The following is a 26,317-nucleotide window of genomic DNA, read 5'->3' as shown; positions in this document are numbered from 1 at the left end:
CTTATGAGTAGTTTTGATGAAATACAAAATAGAGAAGCTGGGCTGCATAAAAAGTTATCTGCAAAACAGATGGGGATGATTGCCATTGGTGGAGCAATTGGAACCGGATTGTTTATGGGAAGCAAATTTGCAATTAGCTTTGCAGGTCCCGCAGTCATAGTCAGCTATGCGATTGGTGGTTTAATTGCTTTTGCGCTTATGGCTTGTTTGGCTGAAATGACAGTTCAGCATCCTACTTCGGGCTCATTTGGTGCATATGCAGAACATTATATGAGTCCACTTGCCGGCTTCTTAGTTCGCTACTGTTACTGGGCTTGTATTGTACTGGCGGTAGGTACAGAGATTACCGCCGTTGCTGATTATATGAAGCTCTGGTTCCCGAATGTAGACTCTTGGGTCTGGATTGGATTTTTTTCACTGACCTTACTTGTTGTAAATGCCTATAGTGTTAAAGCTTTTGGACTAGTGGAATACTGGTTTTCCACAATTAAAGTTTTTGCCATTATCGTATTTATTCTTTTGTCTATTGGTATCTTGACGCAAAGCAATCAGGGAATGACGCAAGTTGTAACTCATTTATCAGGACATGGGGGCTTTTTTCCAAATGGCTTTAGTGGGGTCTGGATTGGAGTAATCATTTCAATATTTAGTTATTTAAGTATAGAAATGATTGCTGTCGCGGCTGGCGAAGCTAAAGACCCAGAAAAGGCAGTTAAAAAAGCATTCAAAAGCACAGCACTTCGACTCATTTTGTTTTATTTATTGTCCTTATTCCTAATCGTTACTTTGGTGCCGTGGACTGTTTTGATTGGAGCAGATGCAACAAGCCCTTTTGTTATGGTCATGAAGATTGTCGGTATCCCGTATGCGGATAGCATTTTAAACTTTATTGTAATTGTAGCTGCCTTATCAGCTATGAATAGCATGCTTTATATTTCAACTCGTATGCTGTTTAGCTTGTCACGTGCAGGTGATGCCCCAAAAGTCTTTGGTCGAATTAGTAGTAATGGGGTACCGGTAAATGCGCTGTTGTTATCTGCGGTAGGGATTGGTATTGCTAGTATTGTTTATACGATTAATCCAGCTTCCGCATTTCCAATTATGATTGCGCTATCCATGTTTGGTGCGTTGTTCACGTGGGGAAGTATATTTGTGACTCATATATTTTTTAGAAGACATATGGTTCAGCAAAATATACAACTAAAATTTAAAATTCCTGCTAGTCGATTTATCTCTTTGTTTGGGTTTATTGCGATTTTAAGCATTACAGTGACTACCTGGTTTACCAGTGAATTTAAGTCTACTTTACAATTTGGCGTACCTTTAGTTCTGGTTCTTATATTTTTCTATTATTTGAAACGTTCTACCGTAAAGTTAAATCTCAACTCTAGTGAAGAAACATTGAGGTGATTGGTATATGAGAAGGTATGACAATGCTACAACGGTAGAGAATGAAGGTGAAATACTAGCAGGCTTCCAATACAGAAGCTTGCTGAGTTATCAGGCCTATTATCATATAAAAGATATAAAGTACGGTTCAAAGAACCGATCAATTCTGGATTTTTTTCCTCTAGAACATGTCAATAAAACCGTAATTTTTATACATGGGGGATATTGGCAGTGGTGTGATAAATCGGACTTTGCCTTTATAGCGCCGTACATATTAGCAAAAGGAGCGCAGTGTGTACTTTTAGAATATGACTTGGCTCCTCAAAGTCATATTTCACAAATCGTTGCTCAAACTCAACAAGCGCTCGATTTTATCGCTGAACAAAATTGGAAAACAGGCGAAGTAGTATTGGTCGGCCATTCAGCAGGTGCTCATCTTGGTGCTTTATGTTTAAACCATCCGTTATTATCCAAGGCAACTTTATTAAGTGGGATTTATGATTTATTACCTATACAAGAGACTCATTTAAATCATGCTTTAAACTTATCGCAAGAGGATATTTTGAAATATAGTCCTATTCATCAGCAGGAACAGATCAATATTCCTTGTACGATTTTGTGTGGTGGATTAGAACTTAGTGAATTAAAATGGCAAAGTCAAAATTATTTTGAGTATCGACTTAGTCAAGGTGACGATATGATTTCTTTTGAAATTATTCCTGAAATTAACCATTACTCTATTTTAGAGCACTATTTTAAATTTATATTTAAGTGAGAAATTAAGTTTGAGTTAGCCTTGGTAAACATAGGGTAAGTTGATTTAAATATTATAGAAACAATAGGTGGCTGGAAAATCATGAAAAGTTATCTTATTTATAATATTAAGTTCAGCTAATAAAATATTTCAGTACAAGAGCACTGAGTATGTTAAATAACCAAGTTGAACAACATATAAATTGATATATTGTTTTATTAGATTTAAATAAATATATTGATTTTTGCTTAATCAATAAGGAAGTGTAGAGTGTGTCACAATTTTTTGAGTTTTTTACTGCTGTATACTATTTTAAGTTGACCTAAACTAATATCTCGATTAGATTAAAAAGATAGTGTTTTCTCTCTAATCGACAAACTGTTTAGCTGTTGCTTAGATGAGTTTATAGTCCGTAGCTTCCCAAGATGCGGACTTTTTTATTTTTGTACAATTCGTTAATGGTACAAAGATTCGCGCATTAAAAAGACAGTTAATAGTAAATTCGGTTCAATTCAAGTGAAAAACTTAAAGAAGTATTGTAAATATATCTTTAAAGGTATATATTTATATATGCATATACTGCGTCTGTAAAGTTGTTTGTTTTTTTAATACCCACATATTTTTAAGATATGTGGGTATTTTTTATTAAAAATGTTTATTTAAAAAATATTTTTAAACTGGCTAAGTTTATATAAAGGGTTTATTTTAGTTAGGTAAGAAAATTCAAATAATTTATTTCTAATAAGCTTAATTAATAAAGAATAGGAAATATATATTTATACATTTATTGTACATATTAATCACAGTTAAAGAAATTGTTAATTTTTTATAGTTGTATGAACTTTTATATTTTGAAATAATTGTCTATAACCTGTTAATTATCATATTGTTATGGATATTTTGAAGTTTCTAAGAAGTTTTAATACTGTTGGTACTTACTTAGCAATGGCTACTATAGTTCTTATCATAATGGTTATATTCTTTTATATTATTGAACCCAAATAGAGTGATATTTTAATTATAAAAAAATAAAATATTTAAATTATAAGTAGATAGATGTCACATTTTTCTATAAAAAAGTGGATTGATATTGTTTAACCTAAAAAATTATGAAAATATGGTTGGGGTTTAAAAGCAGATAAAACTCCTCAAAGTTCTCATCTAAAATTTTAATCCTGAAGTAAAAAGTTATTAATTATCATAAAAATACCTGAAAATATAATATATGGAGATAGTCATGAATATTCGCCAAGTGTCTGCTATTTGTCTTTCAATAGCAGCTACTCATTTTGTGTATGCCGCTTCAAATGTTGCAAATCCTGTAAATGATTCTTCCCAAGCAAAAGGAATTATTAAAAATCAATATATTGTTATATTAAATAAGGATGCAGGTCCTTCTAAAGATTTCGCACAAAATATTGCTAAACAACATGCTGGTAAAGTTTTACAAAGCTACGATACTGTTCTTAAAGGTTTTGCAATTTATTTACCTGATACAGCAGGGACAGCCTTTATTGAAGCGATGAAAAAGAACCCTCAAGTTCTTTCAGTAGAAAGCGATACAATAGTAAATATTGATGCAACTACTCAAAGTAATCCAGATTGGGGACTAGATCGTATAGACCAGAAAGCTTTACCATTAAATTCGGCTTATTCTTATTTACAGACGGGTTCAGGTACTACGGCTTATATCGTGGATACTGGTATATTGTCTAGTCACCAAGAGTTTTCAGGACGTGTGTTAAGCGGTTATACCGCAATATCTGATGGCAATGGTACAACCGACTGTAATGGACATGGGACCCATGTTGCTGGAACAGTAGGGGGTACGACCTATGGTGTTGCTAAAAATGTCAATTTAGTTCCTATCCGGATTTTGGGGTGTGATGGGTCAGGGGCCTCAAGTAATGTTATTGCTGGTTTAGACTGGATATTAAAAAATGGTAAAAAACCTGCAGTTGTAAATATGTCTTTAGGTGGGGCAACAAGTTCTTCTTTAGATAGTGCAGTGGAAAATTTATATAATAATGGTTATGTCATGGTCGTAGCCGCTGGCAATTCAAATACAGATGCATGTACATCTTCTCCAGCAAGAGTAAGTAAGGCCATTACAGTGGCTGCGACGGATAATACCGATACTCGGGCAGGCTATTCTAATTATGGAAGCTGTGTTGATATTTTTGCACCGGGTAGCCAAATTAATTCTTCTTGGATTGGAAGTAATACAGCTACCAAGATATTAAATGGTACTTCAATGGCAACTCCGCATGTTGCTGGTGTAGTTGCTGAAATGCTTCAAAGTACACCTACGGCTTCACCTCAAACGATCTCTACCAATCTTTTAAATCAAGCGAGCAGTAACGTAGTAAAAAACCCTTCAGGTAGCCCAAACCGCTTGTTATATAAATCTCCTTAATAAAAATATAATTCTCTATGATTGAAAAGGTCCCGAAGGACCTTTTTTTAAATTTTTGCATGTGTACCATACTTGTCAATCATGATTGAACTGGCTTCATTTAAACCACGTACAGTAACTTGTATGCCATTCTTTTGGAACTTTTCTACTGCTGAATCAAGCATTGCAACCGAAGTGACATCCCAAATATGTGAATGAGTCAGATCAATAATGACTTCTTTTACTTCCTCTTTAAAGTTAAAGCTTTGCATGAATCTATCTGAAGAACTAAAAAAGATTTGTCCTCTTAAATCATATAAACGAGCGTTGCCTTCTAATGAACTTATTACCTGTATATCATTTTCAAGTTTATTGGCTAAGAAAAGTGCGGAAAGTAGTACACCCGTCAATACGCCTAATGCTAGATTGTGAGTAGCTACAACTACAACAACCGTTGCAATCATAACGGTATTGCTACTTTTAGGATTAGTTTTAAATTGGGTAAGCGAACGCCACTCAAAAGTACTTATTGATACCATAATCATGACAGCAACAAGCGCAGCCATAGGAATAACTTTCAACCAATCACTTAAAAATACTACTAAAATCAGCAAGAATATGCCTGCGCATAAAGTAGATAAGCGTGTGCGACCACCTGATTTAACATTAATCATTGATTGCCCAATCATGGCACATCCAGCCATCCCACCCATAAAACCAGAGGCAATATTGGCAATACCTTGACCTTTACATTCCTTAAATTTATTACTCGGGCTATCCGTCATTTCATCAACAATTGTGGCTGTCATCATCGACTCAAGTAAGCCAACTGCAGCTAACGCCAATGAATAAGGAAGAATGATAAGAAGTGTATCTAAATTAAGAGGAATATCTGGAATTAAAAAAATAGGTAGAGTATTTGGTAATGCTCCCATATCGCCAACTGTTCGCACATCAAGGCCTAAAAAGAAGGCAAGTAATGTGATTATAACAATACATATAAGGGGAGATGGAAAAATTTTTCCAAGCTTTGGTACATAAGGGAATAGATAAATAATTGCTAAACCAATAGCGACTAATAGATAGACGTACCAACTTACATTGACTAGTTCTGGAAGCTGGGCCATAAAAATGAGTATGGCGAGAGCATTTACAAAACCAATCACAACCGATTTAGAGACAAAGCGCATGAGCTTAGCAAGCTTAAGATACCCTACTATAATTTGTATGACACCCGTCAAAATAGTAGCTGCGAATAAATACTGAAGACCATGTTCTTTCACTAGGGTCGTCATGACTAAGGCCATAGCACCCGTTGCTGCTGAAATCATGGCAGGACGGCCACCTACAAAAGAAATAATAACCGCAATACAAAAAGACGCATATAAACCGATTTGGGGATCTACACCTGCAATAATTGAAAAGGCAATCGCCTCTGGAATTAAAGCCAGACCAACAACAAGCCCAGAAAGAATATCTGCACGGACATTAGAGAACCATTGTTCTCGAAGATTCGTTAACATGGAAATAGCCTAGAATTTTAAATTTTAGAAAGGCTAGTGATGTGATATACCAACACACAAGCGACTACACCACATCACTAGACAGTGATGAGTTATTTACAAAGGAGAAGGGTAAATAAACTTAAGGTGGCGTAAGTGTCATGGATAATGAAAATTTGAAGTTTTAAAGAGGTGCGAAGGATAACATAAGTTTTTAGGGGGAGCCATTTAAGCTTGCTACTTTCACTTATTAGGTATCTAACTATTTTATGATTTGTTCATTTCTGCTTTAGGCAGAGACGTAAATTCATTTAATGGCATATCTAAGAAAAAGTCAGGAGCGTCAGCGTGTTTGCAGTTTAACCAATCGTTTCTAAGATGGTCAGGTATTACAATAATTGAACGTTTTTCATCGTCAGGTTTATGAAAATGCTTCATAAAAGAATGTCGATCGGCATTGATTGTTAATAGTGACATTGTTCTAACTTTCTGCTCATCAATTATGGTTTCTTCATAGATTGCTGCAAGCGTAAATGGCTTCCCATCTTGGCGAAAGATGCCATACCAATGGGCTTTACCATTGATATATTTCGGTTCATAAATAGCTTCAACAGGAACTAGGGCAAATTGATCATTTGACCAGGCATGTTTAAATGAACGTTTGTGATCAACCGTTTCAGTTCTTGCATTATAAGTTGCATATTTAAATGAAACTTCTTTCGCATATGGTGGCAACATTCCAAATTTAACTTTTTGCCATTCCCATTCATTTTGATGAGATAAGATTATTGGGCAATCATCACTTGGATAGACATCTGATTTGTAATCAAAGGTGGGTTCAAGTAAGTCTAATTGATAAGAATGCTCTCTCTTAAGGGGTTTAAAATTTGCACACATAACGAAATTCGATTTGTAAGGATCCTTAACCTTTAGCTTGGATCTTTTAACTATGTGATATGTATATTTTTATAGATTGAATTGTCTATTTGATTATTAAATTTTACTTTTCAATTACTTTGTTAAAGCTTTCTTTCAAATTATTTATCTTAAAATAAGATCAATGATTTATATGGCAACTTATAAGATATTCATTTGTTTTGAATAGCTACTTTTATGCAACAGAGCCTTGCAGAAATTTGGATTTTAATAAATGAGCTAATCATCATAATACAAAAGATATAGAGAACGTATACAAACCAATGTTTTCAGTGGTTTAAGTAACTCTTTAGAAAACTTTATAAGGTGGAACTATGAATAAACATTTATTAGCAAAAATCACTCTTTTAGGTGCTGCACAACTATTTACGTTTCATACGGCATTTGCAGATATACCTCTGACACCTGCTCAATTCGCAAAAGCGAAAACAGAAAATTTTGATAAAAAAGTGATTCTGTCCAACTTAAATAAACCACATGCTTTGTTATGGGGGCCAGATAATCAAATTTGGTTAACCGAACGTGCGACTGGTAAAATTTTAAGAGTAAATCCTGAATCTGGTAGCGCGAAAACAGTATTTCAGGTTCCTGAAATTGTAAGTGATGCTGATGGGCAAAATGGTTTGTTAGGCTTTGCTTTTCATCCTGACTTTAAACATAACCCTTATATCTATATTTCTGGTACTTTTAAAAATCCAAAATCTACAGATAAAGAGTTACCTAATCAGACGATTATTCGTAGATATACCTATAACAAAACTACAGATACATTTGAAAAGCCTATTGATTTGATTGCAGGTTTACCGTCATCAAAAGATCATCAGTCTGGTCGTCTCGTCATTGGTCCAGACCAAAAAATCTACTATACGATTGGTGACCAAGGCCGTAATCAGTTAGCTTATCTGTTCTTACCAAATCAGGCACAGCATACTCCGACTCAGCAAGAGCTTAATAGTAAAGACTACCATACATATATGGGTAAAGTATTACGCTTAAATCTGGACGGAAGTATTCCTAAAGACAACCCAAGCTTTAACGGAGTAGTGAGTCATATCTACACTTTAGGGCACCGTAATCCACAAGGTTTAGCATTTGCTCCAAATGGAAAGCTTTTACAATCTGAGCAAGGGCCAAATTCTGATGATGAAATTAACCTTGTATTAAAAGGTGGTAACTATGGCTGGCCAAATGTAGCTGGTTATAAAGATGACAGTGGTTATGCCTATGCAAACTATTCGGCAGCAACCAATAAATCACAAATTAAAGATTTAGCTCAAAACGGGATAAAAGTAGCAACAGGTGTTCCTGTGACTAAAGAGTCTGAATGGACTGGTAAAAACTTTGTGCCGCCTTTGAAAACTTTATATACAGTACAAGATACCTATAACTATAATGACCCTACTTGTGGTGAGATGGCATATATTTGCTGGCCAACGGTTGCACCGTCATCGGCATATGTATATACGGGAGGCAAAAAAGCGATTCCAGGGTGGGAAAATACATTATTGGTCCCATCTTTAAAACGTGGGGTGATTTTCCGTATTAAATTGGACCCGACATATAGTACGACTTTGGATGATGCTATCCCAATGTTTAAAAGCAATAACCGTTATCGTGATGTCATCGCTAGTCCAGAAGGTAATACCTTATATGTGCTGACTGATACAGCGGGAAATGTACAAAAAGATGATGGTTCAGTCACTCATACTTTAGAGAATCCTGGTTCACTCATTAAATTTACATATAACGGTAAGTAACTTATTTCAAAAAACCCAGCTATATAGCTGGGTTTTTTATATAAAGGTTTAGATTTATTCAGTTACGACCAATACTGGCACATGAATTTCTCCTAAGAGTGCTTGAGTTACACTTCCTAAGAAGAACTTTTTAAAACCTTTTCGCCCATGAGAACCAATCACTAATAAATCAGCTTTTAGCTCAGTTGCTGCTTTGATGATTTCTGTATGAATTGTTTGACCTTCAACAATTTTGGTTTCAACAGAAATTCCATGTTGGCTAAATTGTTCTTTAGCTTGATCTAAAATGCTCTGAATCGAAGCTCTCGCTTTATTAAAATAATCTTGCGCAATTTCTGTACTATCAATAATTTCAACTGAAATAAATGGATCAATAGTGAGCGCATATACCAAAGTAACTTTACTACTAAAGGCTTTAGCAAGACTTGCAGCATGATTAACAGCAATAAGTGAAGTAGGAGAACCATCGACCGGAACTAAAATATGGTGATAACTCATATATTGCTCCTTATTGTCTTGTGACAATATTTATTGTTGAAGAACCTAAACTTGTTATCGTTATGGTTATATTATCGCCAATTTTATAATTTTTATTGTTTGTTTTTAGTGTGTAAGATAAATGATTAATTCATAGAATAGTGACTTTCTAGATAAGCCTGACCCTGTTTAAGAATAGAGATCACCTGATTAGCATCAATAGCTGATTCAAATAAAAAACCTTGCCCTATGTTGTATCCAAATTGAAGAAGTAATTCTTCTTGTTCTGGTGTTTCAATACCTTCTGCAATTAATCCGAGTGAGAGATTTGGAGCAAGTAAGCCAATTGCCTGAACAATTGCATAAATGGATGGATCATGTTGCATCTTTTGTATAAAGCTACAATCAACTTTTAAGCAATCAATTGGATAGTCTCTTATATGTGTTAAAGAAGAGAAACCTGTTCCGAAGTCATCTAAAGCAATGCGTACTCCATGCTGTTTTAGTTTATTGAGTGCGCGAATAACATATTCAGAACCACGGTCACCCAGCATATGTTCAGTAACTTCTATTTCAATTAAATGGGTAGGAATTTCAAGTTGATTAATCTTTTTTAATAAACGTTCAGCATAGTTATCTCTTAAGAATTCAACCGGTGCGGCATTTAGAGAAACAGGAAGCGGCTCAAAACCTAACTTTATCCATTTAGCAATATCATGCAAAACTTGTTGTTGCATGATTTCACCAATTTTACTGGCTAAATCGTAGTCTTTAAAAGCTTCAGCAATCTGAGAAGGCAAACCTCTTTGGGCCGAAGTCGTATGCCAGCGGAGTAATGCTTCAAAGCCCACTACAGCATGAGTTTTTAGATCGACTTTGGGTTGATAGTAGGGCTGAATGGTATGATGACGAATAAGCTGGCGAGCAATGTTGAGTTGAGAGGCGATTGCCTCGGTTAACTGCATCATACTTGGGTTATACATACGTATGCCGCCACGACCACGGGCTTTTAAGTCATGTAATGCCATATCGGCACAACTTAATAAGCTCGATTGATCAACTGCATCTTGAGGATAAATGGCGCAGCCGATGCTCATGCCGCCGTTGAGCACATTCCCAGCATATGTAATGGGTTGATTGAGTTGTTGAAGCAATACTTCAGCAAGTTCACGAACATCATTCTCATTTTCTAAATGGCTAACAATAACTGCAAACTCATCACCACCTAATCTGGCAACTGAACATCTTTCAGGGTCTACGCACTGATTAAAACGTTTAGAAAGTATTTTTAATAAGTGGTCACCAGCACTATGACCTATAGTGTCATTAATATGCTTGAAATGATCTAGATCAATTAAAAGTAGCCCTACACTGGTTTGGGTTTCTCTTGAGTAGGCTAGGGTGCGTTTTAGTTGTAGCTTAAATGAACGTCTATTAAATAATCCTGTAAGTTCATCTCTCTCGCTAATATCTCTTAGACGGTTTTCGGTAAGATACTGTTGAGTGACATTTCGCGAAACACACAATATCTGAATAATTTCGCCGTTTGTATGTTGAATTGGGGTGAGCATATTATCCCAATACTCAGGCTCTTGATTTGGTAAACAACTCATGCCGGCGAAACGGGCTACTTTACCTTGTAGGGCTTTTTTTAAAGCAACTCTTCCACGTTTACGAATATGAGGGGGTAAAAGATCTAACCATCTCATGCCAAATTTTTTTTCATCTACAGGTATACCTAATGCAAGGCATCCTGATTTATTCATATGAGATACAGTGCCATCTGTATTTAAAACCTTAATACAATCGACACTGATATCGAGCATTTGATTTTGTATATCGATATCTTTTCGTAAGCTTTGCTGCTCTTGTATATCTTGGTCAATATCTAGAAAACTAATAAACCATTCATTTTCTTGAGAAGATTCATGGTATTTCGACAATTGAATAGAAATTTTACACCATCGATAATAATGGGTTTTATGCAAAAGACGGCATTTAAATTCAATTCTTGATCGGAGTCGTATCGCATCTAACCAGTTGTTTTTAACTTCTTCTAAATCGGCAGGGTACACGAAATCTAGCCATTGTTGAAACAATGGAGGAGAAGTATCGCGCCAGTACTTTGTACACTCCGTATTGCAGTATAAAATTAAGCCTTTTTCATCACTGACCCAAGTCGGTAAAGGAAACTGCTCAACAATAAAATGCTTTTGGGTAGTGTTCGACATTGAAGTCATAACATGCCTAAAACTGCTGAAGAGTTAAACTATTTATAAACTGTATTGTAATAGTTGTGTCGTCACCACAAAAGCTATAAAAAATTAATATTTGATGTTTTTTTCGTCTCTAATAAAGGTTTTTTTTAAATAAAAATTTTATTAATCCTCTATGCATATGTTATTTATTAACTTTTAATCTCCTAAAGATTATGAAATGTAGAATTTTAACTTGAAAAAATTATGCGTATTTTTGTAAAAAACTTGTTAAAACAGTTGTTTATAAAATTCAAATAGAGTTTTTTATAAAAAATTCATACATCAAAAACATTTTAACTCGTGAAGAGTTAATTAATTTAAATATTTATGAGAAAAAATTTATAAAGAAAAAGCATTTAAGTTATTAGAGGTTAATACAATAAATACTATTAACTTTACAAAAGTAATATAAAATAAGGTCTTATATTATCGTAGAATTCTTTTCATCAAAAAGGATATATAATTCCTTTTTGTGCATTTTATAGCCTACATTTTCCCCAAGATGTAGGTTTTTTTTATGTCAAAATTTTATTATTTTAATTTTATTTAACTTATTAAATTATAAATAAAAAAAGCCATGGAGGCTTTTTATACGGTTTCCGGTTTTTTCAACTGTTGTTGAATGTAGAGGTTCATATAATACTGCTCTATATAATCGTCAGCATAATTGTTAGCTAATGTCTTAGTAGCTACCTGTTCATGCTTGCTGTAACAGTTAGTTTCTAAATCTTTTTCAAGTACCCACCATTGACGGTTAATACGACGTACTTGAAACTTATCACTCTTATATTTTCTTTTAGCCATTTTTTCCTAAAATTACGTTAGAGATATTAAGAGAGAGTTTCTACTGGAGTTGAAGGAACAAGTCAACAAGCATAGTGTTTAATTGATTACTTTATGAAGTCTATATTCCTGTAAACATAAGAGAAAATAATAAAAAAAGCTCTCATGAGAGAGCTTGAGAATTAATCGTTTTAAAATATTAAAAACAACAATTATCGAGAAAGATTTTTTAAAAGCAATTTTAAGCTTTCCATCATTTTTTCTAGTTGAAGAGGGGTGATACCTTCGAATGATTGTTCAAGTACTACACTCGTTAGATCATTAATTTTATTAATCATTTCTGTACCACGTTCGGTAAGATATACACGTGTAATACGACCATCTGATTGGCAAGAATAGGTTTCAACTAAACCTTCATCTTTTAAGCGATAAACAATTTTAGTGGTAGTCGACATTTTTGAAATAATCATATCAGATAGCTCTGATACGCTAGCGTGAGGTTTACTACTTAGTGCAAGCATAATACGTCGACGTGAATTATCTAGGCCATATTTTTTGAGGGCATTATCAATATTTTGTACATATTGAGCATGGACCTGAGTAATCCAATAATATGGAAAATCTTCAAGAGTGAAAGATTCTGTTGTAGGTAAAAAACGCGCATACTTCTTTGTCATTGACTTTTCCCCATACCTTGGTGGATCGCATTTTATGAAACTTATTTTAATAGTGGAAAAATATAGTTTCACTAAGCAAGTTATATCAGGACTTTAAGTCATGAGCAAAATTTATATTGTTTGATTAACAAGGACAAACTATAAATTTTCCTCTTCTGATAAAACTTATTCCTTACCGTTTATTTGAACTTGGCTACTCGCTTGGTCGTAAAATGAACGATATTTATTTGCATGAGAATCGTAGAAAAAAAAACTCGTTTTGAACGTGACATTTCTATCAAAATTTTTTGTCTACAAAGTCATAACTTAAAAAAATAAATCCATTCAATAGGTAAATATTTAAATTAATCATATGTTTAAATGATTTTTTGAAGATGAAAATTTACCATACATTTAACACAATTGATGAATTATCTATAAAATTAATGAATATTTGTTTGTAAGTTGTTGATTTTAAATGTTAAAATTATTTGTGTGAATAAGGGGTAATTATTTCTCAAAGATTCAAATGTAATTCTACAAATTTTGAAATTAAAAGATGAGTGTGGCTTCAAATTAAATTTTTAGTGTTTTACTTTAGAACAACTGATGATACATGCGGTTCAAATTAATCTAAAAAATTGAGCACTAATAAAAAGGGAGAATTTATATTCTCCCTTTTTAAATTATGAGTTTGTTAATAATTTTTCTTCTTGATTCTTTTTAATAATGGCATAACTTACTCCCGTTACGATACTTCCAGCCGCAATTGCTGCAAGATACAACCACGCATGATTGATTGCATTTGGAATCAGTAGTACAAATACACCGCCGTGTGGAGTCACAAGCTCACAGTGAAATAAAGCAACTAATGCACCAGTTACTGCGCCACCTAGAATACAGGTTGGAATAACGCGCATTGGATCTTTTGCTGCAAATGGAATTGCACCTTCTGAAATAAAGCATAAACCAAGCACAAATGCAGCTTTACCTGCATCTTTTTCACCAGTACTAAATTTATTTCTAGCGAGGAAAGTTGCAATTGCCATCCCAATTGCAGGAACCATACCGCCTGCCATCGTGGCTGCCATTGGCATATAGGTATTGGTGGTAAGTAGTCCGACTGTAAAAGCATAAGCAGCTTTATTGATTGGTCCGCCCAAATCAATACACATCATACTTGCCAGAATAATTCCCATTAATACAGCATTTGTTGTGCCCATGTTGTTGAGGAAATCTTTCATTAACTCAAAAATATGCGCTACAGGTTGACCTACCACATAGAACATAATCAGTCCAACAGATAATGTTCCTAATAATGGAATAATCAAAATGGGCTTAAGGGACTCTAAGCTAGTTGGAAGCTTAACTTTTTTAGCAATAAATAACGCGATATAACCTGCAAGGAAGCCAGAAACAATACCGCCTAAAAATCCTGCTTGTAACTGTGCTGCCAATAACCCACCGATTAAACCAGGTGCAAGACCAGGGCGATCTGCAATGGAATATGCAATATAACCCGACAGCATGGGTACCATGAGGGTAAATGCTGCTGCGCCAATCTGTTTTAATATGGCTGGCAGACTACCAGCTTGTTCTGCTGCATTTAGGCCAAAACATAAAGAAAGTGCAATTAGCAAGCCACCCGCAACAACCATAGGTAGCATATAAGAAACGCCAGTTAATAAGTGTTTATATACACCAACTTTTTCAGTTTTATCCTTATTTTCCGTTGTTGCTTGCTGTTTACCTTGTTCTAAAACCTGAGCATTAGCAATTGCCTCAGCAAAAGCCTTGTCGGTTTGTTTTAAAGCAAAACCAGTGCTACATCTATAGACACGTTTACCTACAAAGCGGTCAGTGTTGACTTCAATGTCAGTAGCAAGAATAACAATATCGGCATCAGCAATCGCTTGAGGTGATAAAATATTCTTCGCACCTACAGAACCTTGAGTTTCTACATCGATTTGATACCCAAGTCTTTCTGCACCTTGTTGTAACGCTTCAGCTGCCATAAATGTATGGGCAACTCCAGTTGGGCAAGCAGTAATGGCAACAAAATGAGTTGCGGTATTTGAAGCTTGCTTAGGTTTTTGTTCCCACTCATTTGCTGGTTTTGAGTGTTCAAGTGCCGTTAAAAGTGCTTTGTCTGCATCATCTTTAATATCTTCAATAGAAACTAAAGATAAAGCGTTTTGACCAAAAATATTTAGATTTTTAGGTTGCTGTCCAATAATAATGACATGATCAAAATGATCGCTTGATTCAAACTCATCGAGTGAAATGACACTGTGTTTATAGCCGTGTTGGGTTGCGACTAAAGCAAGTTTACGAGCCAAGATTAAAGCATTGACTTGCTGTTGCGGACTATTAGTGACAAATAATAAATGTTTAGCAGTTTGCATCAGATTCACTCAATGAATTGATAATAGTTTGTGCTTTTAATTGGTTTAGAACCTCAGAAGTAGGGATTCGAAAACCAATTTGTGTTACAGCATGGCTTGCAATGGCTGTCGCAGTTTTTAAGGTCTCTTCAGGGGGCAGTTGGTTAACAAGCCCATGGATCATGCCGGCTAAGAGTGAATCACCAGCGCCTACTGTACTTTTTACGATAACTTTTGGTGCTTGAGCATGTAAGGGGTGAGTGGCGTGTAACCAATTTACGCCATCTTCACCCATTGAGATAACCACATGCTCAATATTGGTTAAGCTATCAAAAAGTTCTCTTTGTTCAGCATAGCTTGTTGCTGGACGTTGATAACTTTCAACCAACTCATCGGTATTCGGTTTGATCATCCAAGGTTGACATTCAATTGCAGCAACCAATGCTTTACCACTGGTATCTAGGGCAACTTTCTTATTATTTTTTTTGATCAGTTGAATAAGTTGTTGTAACTCATCAATACTAAAACCTTGCGGGAGGCTACCAGCTATTGCAACAACCTCGACTTGTGGTAACAGAGCTTCAATCTTATTAAATAGGCTTTGTTTGTCTGTTTCAGAAACAAAGAAACCTTTGCCATTTAAATCTGTCATCCGCCCAGAATGCTCAGCAATTTTTATATTTTGACGTGTTTCACCATCAATATAAATAAACTCAGGTTGAAATTGAGCTTGTGCAAAATGTGTATCGAAAATTTGTCGATTATGCTCACCTAAAAAGCCGGTTACGATTACATCATGACCTAAGTCTTTTAATACTTGAGCAACATTAAGGCCTTTGCCAGCCGCATGTATTTCTACCGACTCTTGTCGGTTCACTTCTCCTACTAATAACTCATTCAGTTGAATGGTTACATCAATTGCAGGGTTTAAAGTAATTGTTAAAATTTTAGCCATTACTATTCCCAATCTTATAAGTCTTGTTCAGATAGCTGGCGCACAGCAGGGGCGCTATCGCATAGTAAAGCTTGTTGCGCAAGCTTTTGAGCATGGCTATAGCTTAGTGTACGGATTTGAGCTTTTACTAAAGGAATGCTATTTGGGGACATACTCAGTTCATCTACACCTAATCCCATGAGAATAGGTACAGCTTTAGGGTCTGCTGCAAGCTCACCACAGATTCCTACCCATTTGCCATGTTTGTGGGCAGCTTTCACTGTTTGATCAATCAAATTAAGAATACTTGGATGTAATCCGTCTGCTTCCGCTGAGAGTATTGGGTGGCCTCGGTCAATCGCTAAAGTATATTGTGTCAGGTCATTTGTGCCGATACTGAAAAAGTCGACTTCTTGTGCAAGAACCGGTGCAAGTAAAGCAGCAGACGGAACCTCAATCATAATGCCAACTTGTAAATTGTCACATGGATGTTGGGCTCTTACTTCCTCAAGAATTGCCTTGGCAGCACGCCATTCTTCAACGCGTCCAATCATAGGGAACATAATTCGTAACGGACGATTATCAGATGCTTTTAGTAGAGCGGTTAATTGCTGTTTTAAAAGTTCAGGGCGTCTTAAAGTTAAACGGATTCCTCTTAAACCTAAGAATGGGTTTTCTTCTTCAGCAATTGGTAAGTAAGGTAAAGGTTTATCACCACCTACGTCTAATGTACGTACCACAAGCGGGCGACCTGCAAGTGCATCTAATACAACTCGGTAATCAGCTTCTTGAACAGCCTCGTTAGGTGCACTGCTATGAGACATAAAAACAAGTTCGGTTCTAAGTAGGCCAATTGCTTCAGCACCACATTCTACTGCTTGTGCTGTCGCTTGAACTTTACCCAAATTGGCTGCAATTTCGATTTGATGTTGATCTAAGGTAATTGCTGGCTCGTGGCTATGACGTTCAGCTTCTTCATGAATTTGACGCTGTTGCTCACGCTCTTGCTTGGCTTGTTCGATTTGTGCAGCATCTGGATCTAAAACAAAAGTTCCCGTATCACCATTAATAAGTAAAGTGCTTTTCGGATCAATTTCTAGGACTTGTTCACCAGCACCAACAATAGCTGGAATGCCTAAAGCACGTGCGACAATTGCACTATGCGCACTTGCACCACCTATAGCAGTTAGAATACCTGCGACACGGTCTTTGTTTAGACGAGCGACATCACTTGGCCCAACGTCATGCATGATTAGAATATAAGGCTCTTTAGGCTCTTCAATAACCACTTCACCACATAATTGGGTTAAAACTCTGTCACCAATGTCACGTAGATCTGTTGCGCGTTCAGCGAGTAAACGATCTGGTAGTGCTTCCTGTGCTTTAGCTGCAGCTTCAATATGTTCATGCCACGCAGCTGGCGCTGATAAATTTTGATAAATTTTTTGATATACACCATTAATTAAATCAGGATCATCAAGCATTTCTAGGTGAGCTCGAAAGATTTGTTTAATTTCAGAGGCATCAGCTTTGGCTATGACTTGGTGAATATTGTTTTTTACTGCATGTAGGGCAATATCTAAATTTTCTTTCTCGACTTTTACGCCTGAACCCATACGTTCATATTGATAAACCTTTGGTTTAATCACATGGACAGGTCCAAAAGCTAAGCCACTTGATGCTGCAATGCCCGTATTGTTACCCAATGTCGTAGCATTTGATATTGCCGTTTGGGCAGGGAGCTGGTCAGGTGTTTCACTGGTTACAGGTAGCGCTTCAACTTCTTCACCTAGGCCTTGCTGCACTGCTAAAATAACTTGATCTAAAGCCTCTATGGCATCGGTTTCTGGCTCAGCGATAAAACGTAGAGTTTGGCCACGCTTACAACCTAATGCTAAAAGACGAGTTAAACTTTTGGCAGAAACAAAGCTACCATCGTCTACTGCAACTTGGATATCGCCTTGAAAGGTTTTTGTAAGATTGACAAGGTGTGTAGCTGGTCGGGCATGTAAACCGTGTGCATTTGCCAGTACTACTGAACGTTGAGGCCAGTCAGGAACAACGTCAGCTCCAATAATTTTTGCAATTTCATTTGGAGTTTGAGTTTTATCTAGCTCGGCAACTTGCTCAGGGTTAAATAAAATATCAATTAAACGATTAAATCTTTCATTATCGAGTTGGTCATTGGCTGCTATACAAACGAGGGTGTTCAGCTTTTTACCATTTAGCTCTAAAGCCTGTGATGGTTTAGTAATGCTAATAGCTGGTTGCTGAACAAAGTGATTGCTAGAAATGGACCAGATTTGATCTTGCAGTTGAATGGCTTGTTCTGGATCAAGTGAACTTAGAAAACCACATTTTACAAAATTATGTTTTTTGAGTGTTTGAGAAGCTGCCCAAAATAAATCTTCGATATCTTGTGCGTCGATTTCGGTTTGAATAAGATTTTCATGAAGCGCTAAAGATAATGGCTGAGCTTGTAGTAATTCGATAATCTGCTCAGGTTTAGAAGCATTCTTTACTTGTTCACTGACGTCATGCATTAATGCACGAGTAAGAATTTGCAAAACTTGCAAATGTTCATCAGATTTTGCTGCAATCACTACAGCTAAATAAATTTTATTTTCTCCATCCCAGATCACACCTTCGGGGAAATGGGCTAAGCGAATCCCTGTTTTTAAAATATATTCACGTGATTGAGGAGTACCGTGAGGAATGGCAATGCCTTGGCCTAAATAAGTCGCGCTTTGTTGTTCACGATTGATGAGTCCCGTTATATATTCAGGCGTAACTAACCCATCTTTTTCTAATATATCTACTAGACACTTTAATGCATGTGTTTTATCAACAGCATGTTGATTCATATGAATATGTTGAGGCTCTAGTGCTAGCATAATTATCCTTGAACAATTTCTTTGGCTTTAGCTAAAACAGAAAAAAAGAAGCTGTTTGCATTAAACAAGTAAATATACCTGTTTTTTGACAACAGCTTCAGATGAATTACCTTAGCAGAACTTTAACGGTATATCGACGCATTTAAGTAAAAAGCTGCTCGTTTTTAATACAAAAAAACCTCTAAGCCGGATTACTGACTTAGAGGCGAAAATAAAAGCAGTGATTAATGTTTAATTTCTTGTTCTAAAATAGACCAAAGTTTTTGATGTGATTTTTTAAATAACAGCATATGGCCAATTGATTTATAGCCTAAATCTTTTGGGCTAAGTTCAATCATTTTTTTATTCGCATTTGGATATAAACTTAATAATTCTTGTACGTTACGTTTGGTTGCAATCTCATCATCATCAGCCCAAATAGCAGTAATTGGACATTGAATATCTGAATGAAAATCATGAAAAATCGTCTTACCTATGGCATTTTTTACATATCCGGGACGGCTACAAAACTCTCGCCATTGTTGAGCAACTTTTTTAGGTAGGTTTTCTCCCATACCAATGAATTGAGTTGCTCCATAACCTTTAACAATACTAGAAATAGGGAAGATAAGATTAAACATAACTGGCGCTAAAACCTTGGTTTTTCCTTTAAGGCCTTTAATATGTCCAGTTGAACCTGCAACCGTTATCACTTTTGCGACTTTATTATAGTTAGGTACGACTCCTAGTAGTTGTCCGCCAGCACTATGTCCAATAAGAATAACTTGATTTGCTTTCGTTTTTATTAATAAAGCATCAATTGCAGCAGGAATATCAAGTGTTCCCCAGTCGGTAATACTTGCGGTACTTTGTTTTAAGGCTCCATGTAGGGACTCGCCAATACCACGGAAGTCAAAACTCAATACATCATAGCCTTGTTGGCTTAACCATGTTGCGAAAGAGTGATAAAAGTTTTTAGTTATACCTGTTGCTGGGCAAATCAGGATAGGGTACTCAGCTTTCTTTTCTTGAGCAGGATAAAATTGAGCTGCAAGCTGATAACCATCTTTACAGGTTATCCAAAAAGATTCAAAAGTCGTATCCATAGATTTAAAGTTAATTGGCTAATCATTTATCTTAATGTACATGAGTTCTGAAAAGGTACTTGATTAAAATGTGACTATAAAGTCAAGATTTATGTTATATAGCTCATCAAATCTTGATAAAACGAATAATGGAAATTATGGATTTATCGAAAGCTGTACAGCTGGCTATTGTCTTTAGTGGCGTCTTTTTATGGATAGGAATGTTAACTGGAGTATGGAAATATTGGCAAATACGCCGTTCCGAATTAAGCCGTGCACATTATTATGTAGATATTGCACATAGAAGCAGTTTGCTTTATGCAGCAGCCACACTTATTCTGGCTGTATTGAGCTATTTCACGATTTTAAATGAAGATATTGCTTTATGGTGTGTATTGGCAAATATACTGTTTTTTAGTTTCTCAATTTTAGTTTATATCATCCACGGATTTTTGCAGGATACGACCAATCAGTTTAAACAACCTCATAGGTTAGGGCATTTTAGTTTACCTACATGGTTGATGACGTTTATGATGTTCGCTTTAATTATTACTGAGCTATTAGCAACTGTTATTTTAGTGATGGGGACAATTTTATTGTTTTTAAGCAAATAAAAATGGATGATCACTCATCCATTTTTAGAATTCTTATTTCTGTTGACTAAGTCGTCTTTTAGCTAATTTTCGCATTTTGTGGTCAACAAAGGCCCATACACAAAATACAAAAGAAACAACCATGGCATACATAAAGTATTCGGGTTTCAGATTCCCTTTAATCATACCTTGAAACAGTAAAGTCAGCATAAGAGCAAGCGTCGTTACTCCATAAACAACTGAATCTTTGCTGTTCAGAGTGTTAATGAAGACTTGTTTGTTGAAATGTAATGATAACATCTCCATCCCTCCTTGTGGTTGCGCTAAAACCGAATGTTTTAGTCAAGAATAAGTTTAATGTTGTACTTGTATTTTTAGCTTAATTCAATAGTCAATAGAAAATTTTTTGAACAGTTTTATAAAAACTTCTATGTTTATAAATGGTTAAGGTATTAAAAAAGTAAATATTAAACATTTTTGTATAAAATAATTACTTTTTTAGAAAAGAGAAATTATTTAAATGAAAAGTGTAATAATTTCTCTGTTCTTTAAATTTGCTTTAGCTACTTTGTTTTTTTAAAAAAACATCAATAGCGTGTTGAGCAATTTCAGCATCTTCAAAAGATTGAACACCTGAAACACCAATCGCGCCTAAAATCTGGCCTTCATAAATAATCGCTTTTCCGCCTTCTAGCATACCTTTAGCACTTGGCATACTCAAGAAACCAAGACGACCATTTTGAAGAAGCTCTTCGTAAAATTTTGAAGGACGACCGCTCATTGATGAGCATTTAGCTTTTTCTAAGCAAAGATGCGTGGTGAGAGGAGAAGCGCCATCTAGACGTTTCATAAGTAATAAAGAGCTTGTTTCATCAACAATGGCTATACTGACTTTAAAGTTGTGTTCGATTGCATATTTCTGAGCTTCTTCCATTAAAAACTCAGCATCTGCTAATGTTAAATAATATTTACTTTTCATTTATGCTCTTCTTTCCTGAGTAAGCTAAAAATTATTTTAGTGTAATATTACAGTAAAAATTAATTATATCTATAGTTGAATTGTCACTAAATGCTGATGTTAGAAATAAAATGCTGGTTGGGTAAACGCAGCATTTTATTCAATATATAAAATCATGTTTGGGTAAAACTCGATTTCAAAAAAACATCAGATTAAATGCTTTTATGTTTAACTTTGTCGATAAGAGTAGTCACTACAAGAACAACTAAAGATGGGATCAACCATGCCAAGTTTTGTTCATTTAACGGTAAGTGTTGAAGGAAATTAGGAAGGTAATCACCAAAGCCCGCAACCTTAAGCCCGTCAATAATTCCGAAAATTAAAGCAATGCTTGTTACTGAACCGACAATAAAAGATGGTTTATGCCAAAATTTCCAGAAGAAACTGAGCATAATAACTACAATTGCAGGTGGATAAATTGCACTTAAAACTGGTACTGATACGGCAATTAGCTTAGTCAATCCAAGGTTGGAAATAATGAAAGAAAAACCAACTAAGATGAAAACTAAAAGCTTATATGGCAATTTGGTGAGTTGAGCGAAATATTCAGCACATGCACAAGTTAAACCAATTGCAGTAACCATACATGCTAAGAAAATGAGGCCTGTTAAGAAGAGTGAACCCATATTCCCAAAAGCATGTTGAACATATGCATGTAGGATTACAGCACCATTTGCTGCATTAGGAGCGACTTCATGACTACCCAAACCTAATTTAAATAAGCTTAAGTAAACTAAAGTAAGTCCTACACCAGAAATAAGGCTGGCAATAATTGCATACTTGGTTACTAGCTTGTTGTCAGTAACACCACGCGAATAGATCGCTTGAATAATCACGATACCAAATACTAAGGCACCTAAAGTATCCATGGTGAGATAACCATTTACGAAACCTTCTGAAACAGGAGAGTTAACGTAATGATTAATTGGAGCAGGAACATAACCTGCAGGAATCATAACCGCTGCAATACCTAAAATTGCTAAAGCGATAATTTTCAGAGGAGCTAGAACATGTCCAACTGTGTCTAAAAGCTTGTTCGGATATAAAGAAACGACAGTTACAAATGCGAAGTAAATTGCACTGTAAATTAAAAGGCTACTGCTAGACGTTCCAAAATAAGATGAGAAACCAATTTCATAAGAAACTGTTGCGGTGCGTGGTGTAGCAAATAAAGGGCCAACTGATAGATAACAAACTACAGTTAAGATTAGACTTGCGATACGACCTAGCGGTGAACTAATAATTTCAATGGAACCCTGCATACGAGAGAGGGCCATAATGGTAATTACAGGTAAGCCGACAGCAGTAATCAAAAAACCTATGGCTGCTAGCCATACATGATCACCAGCTTGTTGAGCGACAATGGGAGGAAAGATAATATTGCCAGCCCCAATAAAGAGGGCAAAGGTCATAAAACCTAAGGCAATAATATCTCCGGTACGAAGCTGTTGCATAAATTAAATTTAACAAAAAAGAAAGAATTTTAGAGCAAAAGAGATCATGATCAAGCGCTATTTTATGTGAAAAAGCTTTTTTTTAGGCCGTATCAATCATCCAGAGATATTAAAAATATCAACTGGTTAAGTTATCTACTTGAAAACTCATTGAAAGAAATAAAGAAAACATTTTTTAAGTCTGACTTTTTAAAGAAATTGTGTAAAAATGAAAATATAAATTTCTATTATGAATGTTGAATATTTGGACATTAAAAGCTTTCCGCCTATCCTATATCCATTCTAAAATATTCTAAATTAACTAACATTTTTGTAGGCGTGGTAAAAGCAGTGCCTACGAGGATAAAATTGAATGAGAGCTTCTACTGTTACAATTAAAACTGAACAAGATCTAGAAAAATTAAGAGTTTCTGGGCGTTTGGCTGCACAAGTTTTAGAAATGATAGGGGAGTATGTCAAGCCAGGTGTAACAACTGAATATTTAGACAATATTTGTAATGATTACATCGTAAATACTTTAAAAGTTATACCGGCTAACGTGGGTTATCATGGATTCACAAAAACAATATGTACTTCAGTCAATGAAGTGGTATGTCACGGTATCCCTTCTCAAAATAAAATTTTAAAAGATGGCGATATTATTAATATTGATGTAGCAATTATTAAAGATGGCTATTTTGGTGATACGAGCCGTATGTACTATGTCGGTAACGTAAATCCACATGCTAAAAAATTAGTTGAAACTACTTATGAAGCAATGGTCGCTGGTATACATGCAGTTAAACCAGGGGCGACTTTAGGGGATATTGGTTACGCTATTCAATCCGTCGCTCATCGCGAAGGATATAGCATTGTTCGTGAATATTGCGGGCATGGTATTGGTAAAGTTTATCATGAACAACCTAATATTCTGCATTATGGACAACGCGGCCAAGGTCTTGTTTTGAAAAAAGGGATGGTCTTTACAATTGAACCTATGGTTAATGCAGGCAAACCTCAGGTAAAAGAGCTAAATGACGGCTGGACCGTAATTACTCAGGATCATTCATTATCTGCTCAATGGGAACACATGGTTGCTGTTACAGATACTGGATTTGAATTATTAACACCGTGGCCCGAAGGTGTGGGAAATTATCCAGAAATTTAATATGCATAAAAAAGTTCGATAATCTATCGAACTTTTTTATGCGGCTTTGATTTATGGATGTTCTGAAAGATGTTCTACCAAATAATCAATAAATACACGTACAGCTGGCAGTAAGCCTCTTCGTGACGGATAAACAGCATGGAATATACCGTGGGCTGCTTTCCAATCTGGCAAGATTTGCACAAGCTGACCTGATTTTACAAAATCCTCAGCTGCTGTGTCAGGTAACAAGGCAATACCACAATTTTGACTTGCAAGTTGGGCAAGCATATAAATATTTGTTCCCATGATGGTTGGGCTAACTTTCACTTTCTTCAGTTGGTTGTCTGGGCCATGCAATATAAATTGTTGATCTAAATGCTCTTCAGACAAGCTTAAAATACGATGATCACTTAACTCATCAGGTGACTTAATATTACCAAACTCATTTAAATAAGCTTGGCTTGCAAAGAGACTTTGTTCTATTAGCGCAAACTGTCTTAGTACCAGACTAGGGTCATCATCTAGTTTAGATCTGACCCGTAGAGCAATATCAATCCCTTCATTAATTACATCAACGCGTCGATTACTTACAATAAGTTGTAAACGAATTTCAGGATATTTTTTTAAAAATGCCGGTAAAATTTTGGGTAGCTGATTTTGTGCTATGTCTACAGGAACGCTTACTTTGACTACCCCCCTAGGTTGAATACTTAAGTGATCAACCAAATCATGAGCTGCTTGTGCGGCATTCATCATGACTTGGGCGTGTCTATAAATATCCATACCAATATCGGTAACTGCAAAATGACGAGAACTGCGCTGAATTAAGCGAACCCCTAAATTTTCCTCTAAGTTATAAACACGACGACTTAATTTTGATTTTGGAATATCCGTAACACGTTCGGCGGCACTAAATCCACCATGCTCAACAACAAGGGCAAAACAATAAAAATCATCAAGATCTGTGAGCATTAAAATATCCTATTTATGCAACACTAAAGATTTTACATTATTACTTTTGCAACGATAAAGTTTGATTTTAATTTTTTGTAAAAAGCTTATAAATAAACCTTAAAAGAGAGTATTAAATAATTTGAAATTTCATTGTAATTACATTGAAATTATTTTGTAATTTATTTTCTTAAATTAATAAGCAAATATGGCGCTTATAGGCTAATTCTCCTAAAATATATTTTTCTCGATTTTTTAAATAATATGTCTTACCAGTTAGTTGAATTAGAGAACGCAACCGCTAATATTATTTGCCCGATTTGTAAGCTTGCTGTTATTGATTGGACACAAGAGCAATATGTTCAACCTTGTGAACATACAGTATTTATTGCAATGGACTTAGGATTTGAATTTGTTGCTGACCGTTTTGAAGAAGTTATGAATCAAAACGTAGATAAGTTACATGAAGATCCGAACATGAATATTTTTGATGCGATAACGACTACACCATATAAAAATTTAACTATTTTAAAAGCAGATCTTGGTGTAGATGGACTATTTCGTTATGTCGGTATAAGTGATTGTTAAATTTATAAGTATAAAAAAGCCAATCTTTTGATTGGCTTTTTTATTATTAAGCTTCTGGAGCTGCGCTGTATTGTTCGATTAATGGTTTTAATTCGCCATTTTGGAACATTTCAAGCATGATATCGCTACCACCAATAAGCTCGCCGTTTACCCATAATTGTGGGAAAGTAGGCCAGTTTGCAATTTTTGGTAAAGTTGCACGAATATCAGGGTTTTCTAAGATGTTCACATATGCAAATGGACGACCAATTTGACTGAGCGCCTCTACTGCACGTGCAGAGAAACCACATTGTGGAAACTGTGGAGTGCCTTTCATGTAAAGTAAAACGGGATGCTTCGCAATTTGATCGCGAATTAACGCTTCAGTATCACGTGCTTGTTCAGTCATAAATAGATCCTCA

The 26,317-nt window shown here is 35.5% G+C and carries 23 protein-coding genes; 8 read left to right on the top strand and 15 right to left on the bottom strand.

The window, feature by feature from the left end:
* Window positions 1–3 precede the first annotated feature (3 nt).
* The 4 genes from MKL62_RS04125 to MKL62_RS04110 all read left to right on the top strand — a co-directional run bounded on the left by MKL62_RS04125 (window position 4) and on the right by MKL62_RS04110 (window position 4,559).
* Window positions 4–1,410, top strand: a complete 1,407-nt coding sequence (locus MKL62_RS04125; protein WP_005128504.1) for an amino acid permease — start codon at window positions 4–6, stop codon at window positions 1,408–1,410.
* Window positions 1,411–1,417: 7 nt separating this feature from the next.
* A complete protein-coding gene (locus tag MKL62_RS04120) occupies window positions 1,418–2,164 on the top strand; it encodes an alpha/beta hydrolase (RefSeq protein ID WP_005128505.1) in 747 nt (248 codons plus the stop codon).
* Window positions 2,165–3,034: 870 nt separating this feature from the next.
* Window positions 3,035–3,148 carry a hypothetical protein gene (locus MKL62_RS04115; RefSeq protein WP_085916944.1) on the top strand — a complete coding sequence of 38 codons (114 nt, stop codon included), beginning with the start codon at window positions 3,035–3,037 and terminating at the stop codon, window positions 3,146–3,148.
* 232 nt (window positions 3,149–3,380) lie between these two features.
* The gene (locus MKL62_RS04110; RefSeq protein WP_005128506.1) at window positions 3,381–4,559 is read left to right on the top strand and encodes a S8 family peptidase; all 1,179 of its coding nucleotides are present in this window, start codon (window positions 3,381–3,383) and stop codon (window positions 4,557–4,559) included.
* A 47-nt stretch (window positions 4,560–4,606) separates the two neighbouring features.
* On the opposite strand, the gene MKL62_RS04105 is transcribed toward MKL62_RS04110, so the two are convergent.
* Complete coding sequence (locus MKL62_RS04105) at window positions 4,607–6,061, bottom strand: SulP family inorganic anion transporter (RefSeq protein WP_000957160.1); 1,455 nt, start codon at window positions 6,059–6,061, stop codon at window positions 4,607–4,609.
* Window positions 6,062–6,307: 246 nt separating this feature from the next.
* Window positions 6,308–6,937: an SOS response-associated peptidase family protein gene (locus tag MKL62_RS04100; protein WP_005128507.1), complete on the bottom strand. Its 630-nt coding sequence runs from the start codon at window positions 6,935–6,937 to the stop codon at window positions 6,308–6,310.
* Between the two features lie 353 nt (window positions 6,938–7,290).
* Here MKL62_RS04100 and MKL62_RS04095 point away from each other — a divergent pair, with 353 nt between their 5' ends.
* Window positions 7,291–8,733, top strand: coding sequence for a glucose/sorbosone family PQQ-dependent dehydrogenase (locus MKL62_RS04095; RefSeq protein ID WP_001032857.1), 1,443 nt, complete (start codon window positions 7,291–7,293; stop codon window positions 8,731–8,733).
* Window positions 8,734–8,787: 54 nt separating this feature from the next.
* Here MKL62_RS04095 and MKL62_RS04090 read toward each other — a convergent pair whose 3' ends face one another.
* The 8 genes from MKL62_RS04090 to MKL62_RS04055 all read right to left on the bottom strand — a co-directional run bounded on the left by MKL62_RS04090 (window position 8,788) and on the right by MKL62_RS04055 (window position 20,204).
* On the bottom strand, window positions 8,788–9,231 hold the full coding sequence (locus MKL62_RS04090) for a universal stress protein (RefSeq protein ID WP_000120225.1): 444 nt from the start codon (window positions 9,229–9,231) through the stop codon (window positions 8,788–8,790).
* Window positions 9,232–9,356: 125 nt separating this feature from the next.
* Window positions 9,357–11,450 (bottom strand): EAL domain-containing protein, encoded by a 2,094-nt coding sequence (locus MKL62_RS04085; protein ID WP_005128508.1) that lies wholly within the window; start codon window positions 11,448–11,450, stop codon window positions 9,357–9,359.
* 606 nt (window positions 11,451–12,056) lie between these two features.
* On the bottom strand, window positions 12,057–12,272 hold the full coding sequence (locus MKL62_RS04080; RefSeq protein ID WP_001129188.1) for a hypothetical protein: 216 nt from the start codon (window positions 12,270–12,272) through the stop codon (window positions 12,057–12,059).
* Window positions 12,273–12,463: 191 nt separating this feature from the next.
* Window positions 12,464–12,928, bottom strand: coding sequence for a MarR family winged helix-turn-helix transcriptional regulator (locus MKL62_RS04075; RefSeq protein WP_000163427.1), 465 nt, complete (start codon window positions 12,926–12,928; stop codon window positions 12,464–12,466).
* A 665-nt stretch (window positions 12,929–13,593) separates the two neighbouring features.
* On the bottom strand, window positions 13,594–15,312 hold the full coding sequence (locus MKL62_RS04070; protein ID WP_001192477.1) for a fructose-specific PTS transporter subunit EIIC: 1,719 nt from the start codon (window positions 15,310–15,312) through the stop codon (window positions 13,594–13,596).
* Entirely contained in the window at window positions 15,299–16,246 is a 948-nt protein-coding gene (gene pfkB / locus MKL62_RS04065) for a 1-phosphofructokinase (protein WP_001062803.1), read from the bottom strand. The genes MKL62_RS04070 and pfkB overlap by 14 nt, the downstream gene beginning before the upstream one ends.
* A 14-nt stretch (window positions 16,247–16,260) precedes the next feature.
* Window positions 16,261–19,119: a phosphoenolpyruvate--protein phosphotransferase gene (ptsP, locus tag MKL62_RS04060; protein WP_005128510.1), complete on the bottom strand. Its 2,859-nt coding sequence runs from the start codon at window positions 19,117–19,119 to the stop codon at window positions 16,261–16,263.
* A gap of 224 nt (window positions 19,120–19,343) precedes the next feature.
* A complete protein-coding gene (locus MKL62_RS04055; RefSeq protein WP_005128512.1) occupies window positions 19,344–20,204 on the bottom strand; it encodes an alpha/beta hydrolase family protein in 861 nt (286 codons plus the stop codon).
* A 137-nt stretch (window positions 20,205–20,341) separates the two neighbouring features.
* Between MKL62_RS04055 and MKL62_RS04050 the strand changes: the two genes are divergently transcribed.
* The gene (locus MKL62_RS04050; RefSeq protein ID WP_000365975.1) at window positions 20,342–20,797 is read left to right on the top strand and encodes a hypothetical protein; all 456 of its coding nucleotides are present in this window, start codon (window positions 20,342–20,344) and stop codon (window positions 20,795–20,797) included.
* Window positions 20,798–20,830: 33 nt separating this feature from the next.
* Here MKL62_RS04050 and MKL62_RS04045 read toward each other — a convergent pair whose 3' ends face one another.
* From MKL62_RS04045 to brnQ, 3 genes are all read right to left on the bottom strand, one after another.
* Window positions 20,831–21,076, bottom strand: a complete 246-nt coding sequence (locus tag MKL62_RS04045; protein WP_000949688.1) for a hypothetical protein — start codon at window positions 21,074–21,076, stop codon at window positions 20,831–20,833.
* A gap of 259 nt (window positions 21,077–21,335) precedes the next feature.
* Window positions 21,336–21,755, bottom strand: coding sequence for a GlcG/HbpS family heme-binding protein (locus MKL62_RS04040; RefSeq protein WP_000838063.1), 420 nt, complete (start codon window positions 21,753–21,755; stop codon window positions 21,336–21,338).
* 191 nt (window positions 21,756–21,946) lie between these two features.
* Complete coding sequence (gene brnQ / locus MKL62_RS04035; protein WP_001186685.1) at window positions 21,947–23,248, bottom strand: branched-chain amino acid transport system II carrier protein; 1,302 nt, start codon at window positions 23,246–23,248, stop codon at window positions 21,947–21,949.
* A gap of 352 nt (window positions 23,249–23,600) precedes the next feature.
* On the opposite strand from brnQ, the gene map reads away from it, so the two are divergent.
* On the top strand, window positions 23,601–24,395 hold the full coding sequence (gene map, locus MKL62_RS04030) for a type I methionyl aminopeptidase (RefSeq protein WP_001202776.1): 795 nt from the start codon (window positions 23,601–23,603) through the stop codon (window positions 24,393–24,395).
* Window positions 24,396–24,446: 51 nt separating this feature from the next.
* Here the strand turns inward: map and MKL62_RS04025 are convergent, their stop codons facing one another.
* The gene (locus tag MKL62_RS04025) at window positions 24,447–25,349 is read right to left on the bottom strand and encodes a LysR family transcriptional regulator (RefSeq protein WP_000954523.1); all 903 of its coding nucleotides are present in this window, start codon (window positions 25,347–25,349) and stop codon (window positions 24,447–24,449) included.
* Window positions 25,350–25,592: 243 nt separating this feature from the next.
* On the opposite strand from MKL62_RS04025, the gene MKL62_RS04020 reads away from it, so the two are divergent.
* A complete protein-coding gene (locus MKL62_RS04020) occupies window positions 25,593–25,916 on the top strand; it encodes a hypothetical protein (RefSeq protein WP_005128513.1) in 324 nt (107 codons plus the stop codon).
* A 46-nt stretch (window positions 25,917–25,962) separates the two neighbouring features.
* Here MKL62_RS04020 and grxD read toward each other — a convergent pair whose 3' ends face one another.
* A complete protein-coding gene (grxD, locus tag MKL62_RS04015) occupies window positions 25,963–26,304 on the bottom strand; it encodes a Grx4 family monothiol glutaredoxin (protein ID WP_000138830.1) in 342 nt (113 codons plus the stop codon).
* Between the last annotated feature and the right edge of the window lie 13 nt (window positions 26,305–26,317).

The sequence above is a fragment of the Acinetobacter sp. AOR01_HL genome (genome assembly GCF_027855455.1).
GTDB classification, from domain to species: domain Bacteria; phylum Pseudomonadota; class Gammaproteobacteria; order Pseudomonadales; family Moraxellaceae; genus Acinetobacter; species Acinetobacter baumannii.
The sequence above is the reverse complement of the archived record's forward strand: the minus strand, read 5'-3'. Positions and strand labels throughout refer to the sequence as shown.

What these genes read in the sequence shown, in the direction of transcription:
- MKL62_RS04125 (WP_005128504.1), top strand. Translation starts at nt 4, where the DNA reads ATGAGTAGTTTTGATGAAATACAAAATAGAGAAGCTGGGCTGCATAAA.
- MKL62_RS04120 (WP_005128505.1), top strand. Translation starts at nt 1,418, where the DNA reads ATGAGAAGGTATGACAATGCTACAACGGTAGAGAATGAAGGTGAAATA.
- MKL62_RS04115 (WP_085916944.1), top strand. Translation starts at nt 3,035, where the DNA reads ATGGATATTTTGAAGTTTCTAAGAAGTTTTAATACTGTTGGTACTTAC.
- MKL62_RS04110 (WP_005128506.1), top strand. Translation starts at nt 3,381, where the DNA reads ATGAATATTCGCCAAGTGTCTGCTATTTGTCTTTCAATAGCAGCTACT.
- MKL62_RS04105 (WP_000957160.1), bottom strand. Translation starts at nt 6,061, where the DNA reads ATGTTAACGAATCTTCGAGAACAATGGTTCTCTAATGTCCGTGCAGAT.
- MKL62_RS04100 (WP_005128507.1), bottom strand. Translation starts at nt 6,937, where the DNA reads ATGTGTGCAAATTTTAAACCCCTTAAGAGAGAGCATTCTTATCAATTA.
- MKL62_RS04095 (WP_001032857.1), top strand. Translation starts at nt 7,291, where the DNA reads ATGAATAAACATTTATTAGCAAAAATCACTCTTTTAGGTGCTGCACAA.
- MKL62_RS04090 (WP_000120225.1), bottom strand. Translation starts at nt 9,231, where the DNA reads ATGAGTTATCACCATATTTTAGTTCCGGTCGATGGTTCTCCTACTTCA.
- MKL62_RS04085 (WP_005128508.1), bottom strand. Translation starts at nt 11,450, where the DNA reads ATGACTTCAATGTCGAACACTACCCAAAAGCATTTTATTGTTGAGCAG.
- MKL62_RS04080 (WP_001129188.1), bottom strand. Translation starts at nt 12,272, where the DNA reads ATGGCTAAAAGAAAATATAAGAGTGATAAGTTTCAAGTACGTCGTATT.
- MKL62_RS04075 (WP_000163427.1), bottom strand. Translation starts at nt 12,928, where the DNA reads ATGACAAAGAAGTATGCGCGTTTTTTACCTACAACAGAATCTTTCACT.
- MKL62_RS04070 (WP_001192477.1), bottom strand. Translation starts at nt 15,312, where the DNA reads ATGCAAACTGCTAAACATTTATTATTTGTCACTAATAGTCCGCAACAG.
- pfkB (WP_001062803.1), bottom strand. Translation starts at nt 16,246, where the DNA reads ATGGCTAAAATTTTAACAATTACTTTAAACCCTGCAATTGATGTAACC.
- ptsP (WP_005128510.1), bottom strand. Translation starts at nt 19,119, where the DNA reads ATGCTAGCACTAGAGCCTCAACATATTCATATGAATCAACATGCTGTT.
- MKL62_RS04055 (WP_005128512.1), bottom strand. Translation starts at nt 20,204, where the DNA reads ATGGATACGACTTTTGAATCTTTTTGGATAACCTGTAAAGATGGTTAT.
- MKL62_RS04050 (WP_000365975.1), top strand. Translation starts at nt 20,342, where the DNA reads ATGGATTTATCGAAAGCTGTACAGCTGGCTATTGTCTTTAGTGGCGTC.
- MKL62_RS04045 (WP_000949688.1), bottom strand. Translation starts at nt 21,076, where the DNA reads ATGTTATCATTACATTTCAACAAACAAGTCTTCATTAACACTCTGAAC.
- MKL62_RS04040 (WP_000838063.1), bottom strand. Translation starts at nt 21,755, where the DNA reads ATGAAAAGTAAATATTATTTAACATTAGCAGATGCTGAGTTTTTAATG.
- brnQ (WP_001186685.1), bottom strand. Translation starts at nt 23,248, where the DNA reads ATGCAACAGCTTCGTACCGGAGATATTATTGCCTTAGGTTTTATGACC.
- map (WP_001202776.1), top strand. Translation starts at nt 23,601, where the DNA reads ATGAGAGCTTCTACTGTTACAATTAAAACTGAACAAGATCTAGAAAAA.
- MKL62_RS04025 (WP_000954523.1), bottom strand. Translation starts at nt 25,349, where the DNA reads ATGCTCACAGATCTTGATGATTTTTATTGTTTTGCCCTTGTTGTTGAG.
- MKL62_RS04020 (WP_005128513.1), top strand. Translation starts at nt 25,593, where the DNA reads ATGTCTTACCAGTTAGTTGAATTAGAGAACGCAACCGCTAATATTATT.
- grxD (WP_000138830.1), bottom strand. Translation starts at nt 26,304, where the DNA reads ATGACTGAACAAGCACGTGATACTGAAGCGTTAATTCGCGATCAAATT.